The 12,937-nt window shown below is 40.9% G+C and carries 10 protein-coding genes and 1 pseudogene; 8 read left to right on the top strand and 3 right to left on the bottom strand.

Going from position 1 to position 12,937, the window contains the following annotated elements:
* Positions 1-83 precede the first annotated feature (83 nt).
* The 3 genes from IQ274_RS11410 (at position 84) to IQ274_RS11420 (ending at position 2,845) form a co-directional block, all read left to right on the top strand.
* Entirely contained in the window at positions 84-1,562 is a 1,479-nt protein-coding gene (locus IQ274_RS11410) for an amidase (RefSeq protein ID WP_194142326.1), read from the top strand.
* A gap of 228 nt (positions 1,563-1,790) precedes the next feature.
* A complete protein-coding gene (locus IQ274_RS11415; protein ID WP_194142327.1) occupies positions 1,791-2,531 on the top strand; it encodes an alpha/beta fold hydrolase in 741 nt (246 codons plus the stop codon).
* 116 nt (positions 2,532-2,647) lie between these two features.
* Positions 2,648-2,845, top strand: coding sequence for a hypothetical protein (locus IQ274_RS11420; RefSeq protein ID WP_194142328.1), 198 nt, complete (start codon positions 2,648-2,650; stop codon positions 2,843-2,845).
* A gap of 78 nt (positions 2,846-2,923) precedes the next feature.
* On the opposite strand, the gene IQ274_RS11425 is transcribed toward IQ274_RS11420, so the two are convergent.
* On the bottom strand, positions 2,924-5,179 hold the full coding sequence (locus tag IQ274_RS11425) for a DUF1796 family putative cysteine peptidase (protein WP_194142329.1): 2,256 nt from the start codon (positions 5,177-5,179) through the stop codon (positions 2,924-2,926).
* Positions 5,180-5,506: 327 nt separating this feature from the next.
* Positions 5,507-7,006, bottom strand: a complete 1,500-nt coding sequence (locus IQ274_RS11430; RefSeq protein WP_194142330.1) for an AAA-like domain-containing protein — start codon at positions 7,004-7,006, stop codon at positions 5,507-5,509.
* Between the two features lie 530 nt (positions 7,007-7,536).
* On the opposite strand from IQ274_RS11430, the gene IQ274_RS11435 reads away from it, so the two are divergent.
* From IQ274_RS11435 to IQ274_RS11445, 3 genes are all read left to right on the top strand, one after another.
* Positions 7,537-7,779, top strand: coding sequence for a hypothetical protein (locus IQ274_RS11435; protein WP_194142331.1), 243 nt, complete (start codon positions 7,537-7,539; stop codon positions 7,777-7,779).
* 432 nt (positions 7,780-8,211) lie between these two features.
* A complete protein-coding gene (locus tag IQ274_RS11440; protein ID WP_194142332.1) occupies positions 8,212-9,243 on the top strand; it encodes a hypothetical protein in 1,032 nt (343 codons plus the stop codon).
* 40 nt (positions 9,244-9,283) lie between these two features.
* A complete protein-coding gene (locus IQ274_RS11445; RefSeq protein WP_194142333.1) occupies positions 9,284-9,664 on the top strand; it encodes a hypothetical protein in 381 nt (126 codons plus the stop codon).
* A gap of 70 nt (positions 9,665-9,734) precedes the next feature.
* Here IQ274_RS11445 and IQ274_RS11450 read toward each other — a convergent pair.
* Positions 9,735-9,908, bottom strand: a pseudogene (locus IQ274_RS11450) (ferritin family protein); the annotation flags it as partial.
* 379 nt (positions 9,909-10,287) lie between these two features.
* On the opposite strand from IQ274_RS11450, the gene IQ274_RS11455 reads away from it, so the two are divergent.
* Both IQ274_RS11455 and hemN read left to right on the top strand, forming a co-directional pair.
* The gene (locus IQ274_RS11455; RefSeq protein ID WP_194142334.1) at positions 10,288-11,004 is read left to right on the top strand and encodes a heme oxygenase (biliverdin-producing); all 717 of its coding nucleotides are present in this window, start codon (positions 10,288-10,290) and stop codon (positions 11,002-11,004) included.
* A 143-nt stretch (positions 11,005-11,147) separates the two neighbouring features.
* Complete coding sequence (gene hemN / locus IQ274_RS11460; protein WP_194142335.1) at positions 11,148-12,530, top strand: oxygen-independent coproporphyrinogen III oxidase; 1,383 nt, start codon at positions 11,148-11,150, stop codon at positions 12,528-12,530.
* Positions 12,531-12,937: the final 407 nt, after the last annotated feature.

A 12,937-nucleotide genomic window follows, 5' to 3' on the forward strand; every position in this document is an offset into this window, starting at 1 on the left:
TGTCTCTTGTAACCTCTTCAACTTAAGTAAATATAATTAACTTGATCAAGCCTTAGAATCTGACAAATGAGTGAAATAGACCTATGAGTGACTTAGTTTTTCTACCCGCTCATCAACTTGCTCAGATGATTCGCGATCGCCAAGTCTCTGCTGTCGAAGTGTTTGATGCTTACCTGGCGCAGATTTCTAAACACAACTCAAAGCTGAATGCAATTTGCACCTTAGACGAAGACAATGCTCGTACCAGAGCAAAGCAAGCGGATGAAGCCCTAGCTAAAGGAGAACACTGGGGCGCTCTACACGGTGTCCCTATCACAATCAAAGATATCTTTGAAACAGTAGGACTCCGTACCACAGCAGGTTACATTCCTCTCAAAGACTACATTCCTCAACAGGATGCCACCGTTGTCGCCAGGCTGCGGGCAGCAGGAGCCGTTATCCTGGGAAAAACGAATATGGCAGAACTGGCTGGTGATTTTCAAAGTACAAATTCTCTGTTTCCACGAGTAAATAATCCCTGGAATCTTGACTACACACCAGGAGGCAGTTCTGGAGGCAGTGCTGCTGCTGTTGCAGCCGGACTTTCATCATTAGATGTAGGCAACGATCTTGCGGGTCCCGTGCGCCAGCCTGCAACTTTCTGCGGCGTGTATGGTTTAAAGCCAACAGATCGCCGTATTTCTACCGCCGGAAGTATCCCTGAAGTACCGGGAATGCCGCTATGCTTGCGGCAAATGTTGACTATTGGTTGTTTTGCGCGATCGCTCGAAGATATTCGCCTTTGTTTCTCGCTCATCGCTGGTGCGGATCTACGTTGCCCAGATGTGCCACCGATTCCCCTTGATACTCCATCAGGCAAGTCTTTGCAGGATCTTAAAATTGCTTGGATTGATGAATGGGTGGAAGTTCCGGTTGCTGCGGAAATTCGAGGCGCAGTACAGACAGTCGTGCAAAAACTCGCTCAAGCAGGTAGTTATGTTGAACGCTGGCTTCCCAAAGACTTTGATTTATCGACAGTGTGGAACCTCTGCGGGCGGATGGAAGCATATATCAACAACTACGCCCAACCCAAGGATCGCTATAATGTGATACGCAACTTAGAGTTACTCTTTCGCACGGCAACTCAAGGCGACAAAAAACTCCGAAAATTGGGGAATTTCAGCAGCTTTCTGCCAGAAATTTTGAATCCCAGCCTCAGAGGATATTTTGAGACACTCACCGAACGCGATCGCTTCATTGCCCAAATGGATGAAGCTTTAGAAGCGTGGGATGTATGGCTCACTCCTGTGACAGCAACTCCTGCATTTCCCCATTGTCCGGCTTGGAGCGCCATTGATATTGAGGGTAAATCCTATCCTCATGCGGTGGCAAACGGTGCTTACACCATGCCATTTAATCTCAGTGGTCATCCTGTGGTGGTCATTCCCATCGGGCAAACCCACAATGGCTTACCGATTGGAATGCAGATTGTGGGAAAGCGATGGCGCGAGATGGAGTTATTGGTGATCGCTCAAGAACTTGACAAAGTGGTTGGTGATTTCCGCCATCCATTGGGATATTGAGAAATGGTACTAATTAAACTTCACCGTTATTACGCAAAGCGGCTTATTGACAATACTGCAATACGTAAGGTACAAGATAAGCAAGTTGGCGCGAAAACCCCAAGTATGTTACGAAACACAAATAGGCTTTAAGCCCTTACTAATGACCAATGACAAATGACAGCATTTGCTAGTTAGCTTTAATTGCGCCGACCTACTTCAGCACAATTCAAAAAACTTAAAATCGCTATGAGTCTTTTTTGTCTAGTTCATGGCGCTTTCCAAGGCGCTTGGTGTTGGAATTTGTTAATTCCTTATTTAGAAGCGCAAGGTCACAAAACAGTAGCAATGGATTTGCCAATTGAAGATGCGTCTGCAAGTTTATCGCAATTTGCAGATGTAATATTGCAAGCGCTTCCAAAAACTGATGATGATATTGTGCTGGTTGGTCACTCAATGGCTGGTACTGTTATTCCCCTGGTTGCAGAAGCGCTTCAAGTACGTCAACTGGTATTCCTTACCGCGCTTATTCCATACCCAGGAACTAGTACACTTGAGCAATTTTCTCATCATCTCGATTTTGATAGCCTCAAATCATTAAATTACGAACCAAAAGAGTCACATCAACTCAAACAATTTGATGATGAACCTTATATGTTTAATCCTGTTTCTGCTGGGAAAAACTTTTCAGATGAAGCAGTATTGATGGAATTTTTTTATCAAGATTGTCAGCCGGATGTAATGCGCTGGGCACTCTCAAAAGGACGTTCACAGCAATCAATGGCATATATTTATGAGGTTAATCCTCTGAAAGCTTTACCAAAAGTAGAGTATAAATATATTTTTTGTACTGATGACCTGATAATCTCTCCTGCATGGTCACACTACGCTGCACGTAAGCGCTTGGGAGTTGAAGCCATAGAACTGCCTGGAGGACATTGCCCACACTTGTCTCGTCCTGCTCATCTGGCCTCAGTATTAACTAAATGATCGCAAACCTTATTGTAGATAATCGTAGGTTGGGTGGAACGTAGTGAAACCCAACAAATCCTCGAAAATGTTGGGTTTCGTTCCTCCACCCAACCTACACAGTTTATGGTTTTTGAATGAATCAACAAATGCGAACGCCGAATCAACAAATGCGAACGCCGAATCAACAAATGCGAACGCCGAATCAACAAATGCGAACTCCAAATCAACAAATGCGAACTCCAAATCAACAAATGCGAACTCCAAATCAACAAATGCGAACTCCAAATCAACAAATGCGAACGCCGAATCAACAAATGCGATCGCCGAATTAACAAATGCGAACTCCAAATCAACAAATGCGAACGCCGAATCAACAAATGCGAACGCCAAAGTAACAAATGCGAACGCCCCTACCTAATTTCCCACCCCTTCGGTATTTTAGGTGGACACCAAAAGAGGTTTTTACTAGATACCTCAAGGGATTCCAGAATTCCTCGCATGACTTCTGTGCAGTACATCCAATGCCCCAAATCGTCATACATCCGATCGGGATTAAACTCGACATTGTAGTGCAGCACATTGGGAAGGTCTAAAAACTCATCATCGCTTTGAGGAGAAAGAAGCAAGAGATGAAATGGCTTCCCCTGACATTGTTTTTCTAGCTTGTTGACTAAATCTATTACACCACCGCGATCGCTAATTCCTGTACGAACAAAAAGCACTTTATCGCAGTGCCGCAGTGCGTACCAAAACCTTTCAGAACGTGCTGTGTATCGAACCCGCATCCGTTCATGGATGGGAGACATATCGTTGCTTGGATCGTCTGTCTCTTCGACTTCATGGGCAAAGGATAGACCCGACCACTTACTATGGTAAATCCTCCCTGCATCCGGGCTATAGTGAAGGAAGGCAGGATTCCACATATCATAAAAACCGTTTTCGATCGCATCCGCAACATCTGCAATATTAGTCGCGCGCGTTAGATCGAACGGAAAGGCCGGGCCATCGTACTCCATCTTATATAGCATCATACGGACGGCACAGCGATCGCCAAGGGGAAGAATAGCCACACGGCTGATATCCGATAACTCACATTTGTATTGGAAAAACACCGCAGACTTAGGTGGTGCTTTCACCCGGCTTTCAAGCCCATCTTTGCCAATCATCATGGTACGAAAGGGAATGTCGGGATAAAGCGGATCTTCATAAACACCCGATGGCATGGCTTTAAGTGCGTTGCAAACCTCTGTCCACATCGGCTGGATGTTGTATTCGCTATCTGATTCGTTGATTATCCAGAGGTGGCGTTCGTCTGCTTGCAAAATCCCCAGATGCCCGTCATAGAACAAAACCTGTGAGTTGTTTGGCGCAAAAAGATTGAAGACAGCGCTATATTCTAAGTCTGCGCCAGAGGGGATATTTACTGTAGTTGCGATCGCACCATCTTCTTGCACAGCAAAGAAGGGGAGCGTCCCTGGCTTGACAGACTTTGCAATGTAAATACCTGGTATCAATCCTGCCCTACTTTGTAATGCAGTTTGCAATTCTTGCCAATAGGGAGCGATCGTGTAACTGTATTGTGATGGATTAACGATTCGTAAACGCTTCTCTTCGATACAGACAGAGACATGAAAGCCAGCATTGTCAAAGTAGATGGCAAATTCATTCGGTTGCTGGAAGCGTTGTTTTTCTTTTGCCAATTCGTCTTTGTCGATGTCGAATAGGTGCTGGTCGATCTGCTCATACATAAGGCTATGACCGACTGTGTTCGGGTGAGCCGGATCGAAGGATGTCCCCGCTTTCCATCGTCCTTGTCCTTCATCCACGGCTGCTAACCAATCTAGTACAGCTACATCCCAACTTAGCATTCGGTTGTGTGTGTCTCGCAGCAGCCAGTAATGTTCCTGAGAATAGTCGCCATTAGGATAGACTCCTCCCAGAATCGGAATTGCTCCGATGTCCCGCGTCATTTTCACCAACTGCTGCAAGCCACTTTCAAATCGTCGCTGTACTGCTCGCCGTTCGTAAGGGGGACAGTAGGCTAACCCTTCGTTGCCCAGAGAAAGAGCAATAATCACGATATCTGGTTGTTCTGGGGTGACAAACCAGGGAAATCGAGCGATCGTTCTGCTGACATTCGCCCCCACTTCCGATACATTCACCAGTTGATGCCCATATTTTTGCTCTAAAGCCTGTGCTAACAACCAGACCCAACCTTTCAAAAACCAGGCTTTATGACCTAATGCGACGGAACTGCCAATGACCACAATTTTGAGTCTTTCAGCCCTTTCTTCCACGGGCATCTTGACAGTTGATTTCTCAATGTATCCAAAGGGGTAAGGCTGTAAATAACCGAATGCACCATCATCCACAACAATTGTGCTGGAATGATCCTTAGAATCAATCGGTATCCATCGGTTTGTATCTAGTAAGCTCTCCCATTGAGCATTGCCGTTGGCATCAAGGCGGACGTACTTATATTCAACTCTCTGTTGACCGCCTAACTCTTGAATTTCAATATCTGTCCACCATAGAGGATAGCGATCGCCACTTGTACGCAGGTGGATACATTTTTTAATCTCCCACAGCCCCAACTCTGGAGTAGAACCGACCAGACCGATGGATTCACCTGCTTGCGTGTATGCACTGATCTGGAATCGATACATAGAGTTTATCCTGTTTTCGTGAGTACGATACCAAACAGTCAGGCTGAAATATTTAAATCTACTTTGACAATATCACATAGAATTCTTAAGAGTCTGGTATGGATATTGTCAAGTATAATGAAACCTGATTAAAATTACCAAAGCTATCAACAGCAAGGCTTTTAAACGATTAAAAAGAATTTAATAAAATATTTTATATTTTATTAAATAGACTATATTGAATTAAAAGTATTTGTACAACTAAGAATAAATCAACAAAAGGATAAGATTAAGTTAAATTTTCCTTCAACGTCCCACTAAAAATTTGTGTGCCTGTTCTTAGCACCTCTAACTGTTGATTTGCAGCAGGCGATCGCAGAAAAACGGACGAAATAACTCACAGGCTAGACTTGCTTTGAGATCATGCAGATGCACTAACCCCATTTTGTGCAATTGAGAGCCTTGCACAGCCTCACAATCGACAGGACTTGACTGTCTGACAATTTCTATAAACGATGGCAATAAATCGGGATAGCGTTGCAGGTTCCACCATTGTTGTTCTAGGTGGTCTGCATAGATAGCGGTAGCGATCGCAGAATTTTCTAAGAGTTCTTCTAGGGTTATTGTCTGCTGCTGTAGGTAATAAAATGCTAACTGCAACCGATAGGGATGTCCCCCTAATAGAGCGATCAGGCGCTGGGTTTGTGGCGAGTTTATATCCTGTTCGCACCTATATGCTAGATCCTGCACCTGAGCAGGGGTAAACTCAGGTAACTCAATAACTAGCCCAGTATTTAAGAGAGAGGGATCGATGGAGGGAGGCATCAGAATTTCAGTAGAATGAACCGTCACCAATCGCAGCTTGTGCCAAGGATTAATGTCTGCATCGGCTTCTTTGCCTTGCTCAGACCATGTTCGTAAAAGTAAAAGAAATTCACGAGCAACGTCGGGGTAGGCAAAAAGCTGGTTGAGTTCATTGATCGCAATGACTAGGGGGCGATTCTCTCTTGAATAGACTCCGCGATCAAGGTTGGGTAAGATTACATCCTGGAAATAATCAGTGGTATTTGATTTACTGCCCAAGGAGTTATGCCAAAAACTAGCAATTTCATTTGGCAAGTCTAACTGCTTACTGACTCTGGCACAGAACCATTTTAAGAAGCGTTCTAGGTTCTGTAAAATCTCGTCGTTAGCAAGTTGCAAGTTCACAGAAACGGCGCGATGACCCTGGGAGTTAGCGTAGGCCAGGATGCGAGTCATTAGGGAAGTTTTGCCCATTTGCTTGGGGGCGCGGATGTTGATCAACGCACCGGGTTGCTGGATGGCTTCGTAACAGAGGGATTCGAGAATAGGACGGTCAATGTAGAAGACTGAATCCAGGGGCATCTGCCCTCCTGGTGTAGTTAAAAGACGAGAGTATAGATTGTCTGGCGTTCGGCTCTGCCATCCCTTCGGGAATCGTTCCATTTTGTGGGTTTGCCCTACATTACTGCAAGAATTGCATCCTGGTTCGATGCGATCGCAAACTTCAGCCCCGGACATTAAGCCAATCTCGGCAAGACTGTCTTGATGAGGTTCCAGATAAAAATAATCGTCCTTTAACAAGGTCATATTAAAGGCATTAAAACAGCACTCCAAGGTTCGTTTATCGACTCCTACTGAGCCATTAAAAACCTTACTTAAGGTATTTGGGGTTAAACCTGTTTTCTCACTTAGGTCTTCGAGAGTGTATCGCTTAAAGTTTTGCTCAATTTCTAACTGAGCTTTTGCCTGATTGAGTTTCCTTGAGCCTTGAGCCGTCAGAGTCGCACCCCGCCTTCGTAGATGATTTTTCGATTGTAATTGCATTTTTACTTGGAAATAAAGTATAAAAATGTGCTTAGTAATTTGCTTACTAAATATAGATAACTGATGCACTTTACAAATTTATGCAGTATAGTTACAAATCTTAAGTGATTAGGCTATTGAGTAAAATTGGCACGTTGATCCTATTGCCATTGGGTTTCTAAATTGGCAAATACAGTATCAAAATTACATTTTGCTTACAGTGACATCAATAATTTCGCACGACTACGGATGCAATTCAAAAACGTCTATTCTCAACGTGCCTGGGAGTTGGAGTTTGCTCTGGGAAAGTAAACAGAAGCAAGTAAGTTCTTAACTTGGGGGTTTTTCCAAAGTTAAGAACACCGTTAACTGAATGGTTGCGAGGCACTTAAATTTTCGGTAGCTGAAACCAATATGGGGAATGGCTTTGGGGATTTGCTGGTGCTAAATCCTTAACTTTTTTCTTAAAGTTGTAAACCTTGGTAGTGTTAGGAATCGGGAATCTGTAGTGTTGATTCATATCAAGCTAATATTAGCCTTCTGGAGGTTGTATGACTTTTCTAATTCCTAATGAAAATAGCCAACCCAATCCTAGTCCTCACGACACTAACCCAATTGAAAGCCAAATTATGGCAATGACTACCAAAGAAGATTTGCAGCAAGAATTAGACTCAGTTCGCGCTAATTACCAAAAATGGCAAGCCAAAGACGATCAGACTGCAATAACAACACAAACTAGACTGGCGCAAATTATTCATCTCCGTGCTAATCAAATAGGAGTTCAACTAACGTAACAGTAGTAACGCTACTACTAAATACTATTAATGGCTCTTAACCTTGTAATCGATTGAAAATATATATAGGGTTAGAATTACTTGAAGGAAGTTTTCATTTGACAATACTTCGCCAATTTACGAAGGTAAGTTGATGTATTAACTTCCTTTTGTCTAAGGCTTGGCAAAGATAATAAATCCTAAAATTTACTCCAAGATTTCCTGCAAGATTATTTTCTGTATTGTCCGCAGTATAGAGGGTTTGCGACTCCAAGCTACCTTTTAAGCTAAACGCTCATATATGGTGTTTTTTGGCATTTCTGCTCAAACTTTTGTAGGCTATTATTTTTGCAAAGTATTGCCCTATTACATAAAATTTTGTCCCACCACTGATAAATATAATGTAGTAGTAAGTCATAATTCATTTTAAGAAAAGTATCTAATTAACAATTCATGAGACCTAAAGTTAAAGTTTTACTTGCTTTAATTCCCTTTTCCTTTATCCTTGGCAGTTGCCAAAAAGAAGACTTATCAGCAGCTAAATCATTTGGTGATTTATCCCAATCTTTAGCAATTGCCAATGAAACAATATCGGCTGATATTTATGCTTCCTGTGCCCGATCCGCAACTTGGGAAGCTTTGGGAACACAGCAAAGTAGAATAAATAGCAAAGATCGTTTGGATAAATGCGACGAAATTTACCTTCCGAATTCACAAAATACTGAAATAGCTGGCAGCGTTTTAGTCAACTATGTTGCAGCAGTTGGAAATTTAGCCACTGAAAATGATAACGGCTTTACTCCTCAGTTAAATAAAATTTCAGATGGTTTAGGAAAGCTTAATATTGATGAAAATGCTCGCACAGCAGGGGTTAAAATTGCTGACTTTATTACTAATCTTCTAGTTACGGATTTTCGGCGAGATAACTTGAAAGTTGCTATTGTTTGCACAGATCAAGATATTCAGAAATATTCTACTGATCTGTCCGATTTCATTGAGTCATCTTATGTAAAGTCTTTGCTCAATGAAGAAATTACGCAGATTCAGGAAAATTATGGTTTCTACATAAGTGAGGTAAATAGAAGATTACTAAAATTATCAAACCTAGAAGATAATCTACAAGATTTTAGCACACTTCAGGCACAACAGACTTTATTAGAGGCAGAAGAACGAGCAGAAATTACCAAGGTAATTGAACGTAAAAAACAGGGTTCAGCCTACGTAGCTGCTATTCGTTCTACCGCAGAATTTCACCGCAAATTGAAGCGTATTTTCAATAAAGATCGGGAAGAACTCTCATCAGACCAAATTCAAAAATGCAATAAATATCGCTCTAAAAAGGAAAGCCTAAGTTTTCAAAATACCGAGAAAGAATATGATGTTTGGAATCAAGAAATTACCACATCAGAGTTAAAGCAAGCCAAGAAAGTAACCAAGGAATACATTGACAAAGTTACTCCTCTATTTAATGAGATTCAAGATTAATTATTAAGTCAACCGTTTGTAAATAAAAGAAAGAGGACTTATGACTACTGAACTAAATATAGATCATTTAAAAGAGATTCATGATCAACTAACTAATACAATTAAATTTCTCAGTGAAGAGGCTGGCAAAGCTCGTGACGATGGGAGAATTGATAGCACAAAATTTATACAGGCAAAAGATAAATGGGGCAAGTTGGAAACCAAAGCAATTGAACTACAGGGTTTGATCGATGGGGTAAAACTAGGTTCTATACTCAATAACGATGTTAATAGTTCTTACTCACAAATTCTGAAGGCCACAAATAGTCTACAAGAAGCTGCTAAAAAGATTGAGAATTTTGAAGATTTTTTATCAGAAATAGCTAAAGTTATTGATATTGTTACTAGCACCATCAAAGCTATTAAACCGATGGGCTTCTGACTTTTCGTAATTAAAACATTTACCAGGTAAGTAATTTACTGGATATTAGACAAAAAGTCTTTTCATCAGGCAGTTGAGGTTGCGATTGCAGTAGCGCTTTGAAAAAATCTCCATATCGATTTTCATCCTGACACCAACTCTCAAACTTGCGGAACAGGGGATAAATTTGGTGTTCTGGATGTTTTTCCATGTGGCGATACACCAAAATATAGCACCAGTAGCCAATTTTCTCCGATAGGTATACATAAATAGCCTATTGAGGACATCAGTTAAATTATTGAAAGTAAATTGTGAGAAATAAACTTATCGTTCATCGTTTCAGTAGAGTTAAAATGCCTATTGCAAAATCAGTTTTGTTACCACTCAACTGAAATGTGTCTGAACATGAGTATCAGAAAAACATAAATAAATACTTATATCTTTCATAGTTATATATGAATTAATAGTTAAATAATCTTAGGAGAAATAAAAATACCTGGATTTACATCGGCAGTGGTACTTGCTGGATAGACTGATGCAGATCCTCTCTAAACCTAGAATAACAATCTTTTAGGTGGAATTGGCAGGCACCCTAAGTCGGTGGCTGTCCAGAAACCTTGCGCTTGAAAATGAAGGAAGCAACAATGAGTAGCAATCTCGCCATCAAACTGCGTTCTGGAACTCAACAAGCCCACATATCAGCAGAAAATGTGGGATTCATGAAATGTTTTCTACAAGGAGTGGTGGATAGAGACTGCTTTGCCAAGTTCTTAAGTAACTTGTATTACGTCTACAGCGAACTAGAAGCGGCATTAGATAGCCATGTAAAGCATCCTGTAATTAGTGCGGTTTACTTTCCTGAACTTAATCGCCAATCCTCGCTCGAAAAAGACATGGTGTTCTATTATGGGGATAATTGGCGAGAGCAAATTACACCCTCACCTGCTTCTCAAAAGTATATTGACCGCATTCGGGAAATTTCTGCTAGTGAACCGACTTTATTGCTAGGTCATGCCTACACTCGCTACATGGGCGATCTTTCTGGGGGTCAAATGCTACAAAAAGTTGCTCAGTCAGCCCTGAAGCTTTCTGGCTATGAAGGCACGTCCTTTTACAATTTTGAGCAAATTCCTGATAAAAAGGCATTTAAGGATAAGTATCGTCAGGTATTAAACGCGCTACCTATTGATGATGCAGCAGCAGAACGGATTGTTGCAGAAGCTAATAATGCCTTTGGGTTTAATTTGCAGATGGCTCAAGAGTTAGAGGGAAGTCTAATTAAAGCACTCGGCCAAGTCCTGTTTAATAGTCTAACTCGTTCACAGAATTCAGGTAGCACTGAAATAGGTGCGGCTAATTAAGTTTATCATTTGTTATTTGTCATTTGTTATTTGTCATTTGTCATTTGTGATTGGGCATGGCTTAAGAATTAATCAATAGTTCTTCTTCCCCTGCCTCCCCTATCCCCACTCCCCACCCCCCTCATTCATTGGAAAGCAACTCAATGGTTTTTTTATTACCTGGTGTCAAGTTCGATCTGGATCTGATTCAAAAGTACGACACTCGCGCACCTAGATATACCAGTTACCCGCCCGCTACAGAGTTAAGCGAAACATTCACCGAAACTGATTTTAAGGCCGCGATCGCAGCATCAAATCAACGCCAAACTCCTATGAGTTTATATTTCCACATCCCGTTTTGCCAAAGCGCTTGCTACTTCTGCGGCTGTAACACAGTAATTTCCAACAACAAGAATATTGCTAAACCTTATGTGGAGTCTTTGGTTCAAGACATTAAAAACACCGCAGCTTTAATCGATCCAGACAGGAGAGTGTTGCAAATCCATTGGGGAGGCGGTACTCCTAATTACTTGGATCATCACCAAGTAGAATTTTTATGGAAAAACATCAATCGCTATTTCAACATCGATCCACAAGCAGAAATCTCAATTGAGATTAATCCCCGCTATATTGATAAAAACTACATTTTCTTTCTCAGAGAAATAGGGTTTAACCGCATTAGTTTCGGCATTCAGGATTTTAATAGCAAAGTTCAAGTAGCTGTAAATCGTGTTCAGCCAGAAGAAATGCTCTTTGATGTCATGAGCTGGGTTAAAGAAGCTAAGTTTGAGAGTGTGAATGTTGACCTAATTTATGGTTTACCCTATCAGACCCGTGAGACATTTCAAGAAACGCTGAAAAAGACAATTGAATTAGATCCTGACCGAATTGTTGTCTTTAACTTTGCCTATGTTCCCTGGCTCAAACCGACGCAAAAGAATATTCCTCAAGAAGCGCTACCACCAGCCGAAGAAAAGTTAGATATTCTGAAAATGACTATTGAAGAATTGACGAGTAACCAATATTTATTTATTGGGATGGATCACTTTGCGAAAACTAATGACGAACTAGCGATCGCTCAACGCAATGGCACTCTCAAGCGCAATTTTCAGGGCTACACTACCCACGCAGAGACAGAATTGTTTGGTTTTGGTTCTACATCCATCAGTATGCTAGAAGATGCTTATGCTCAAAATCACAAGGAATTAAAAGATTACTATCAGACAATTGCATCGGGTAATTTACCTGTTAGCAAAGGTGTCAAGCTTAGTCACAATGATATTATCAGAAGGGATGTAATCATGGGTATTATGTCTCACTTTCAGTTACACAAGGAAGATATTGAAAACAAATATCAAATCAACTTTGATGAATATTTTTCTGAGGAGTTAGAGGCATTAAAACCACTAGAAGCTGATGGTCTGGTCAGTTTATCAAAAAATCAGATCCAGATTACAGACATCGGTCGATTACTAGTCAGAAATATTGCTGTTATATTTGATACCCACACAAAAATGCGAGAGACAAAATTCTCTCGTGCTATTTAAAACAGCCGCAAATCATTGGTGAAATTTTGCAGCCTTTAGATCCCCGATTTATTAAAGAAATTGGGGATCTAATTTTTCACCATCACATTTAATTTTTAAATAAGAATGTACAAAATTAAATTTATTAAATATGAATTGTCTAACTTGATGGACAAACAGTTTTTATACATCTCTAAAAAGTTAGATTATGTAATTATATCTTCAGATAGATATATCAAAATTTAGATTACCAATTTTTCTAATAAATCGAAAAATATGTTATTTTCAGTGACCTCGTTATTTACAGCATTTACGGCTGTTATGAGGTACAGTAGCAGCAACTGGCAAACCAGTTTCTTAAATGTTGAGGATTTATTAAATCGAGTGCAACTGAGATTAGTTTGTCAACCATTTCTGTTGTAGTTGGA

Source organism: Nostoc sp. LEGE 12447 (assembly GCF_015206985.1).
Taxonomy (GTDB): Bacteria; Cyanobacteriota; Cyanobacteriia; order Cyanobacteriales; family Nostocaceae; genus Nostoc.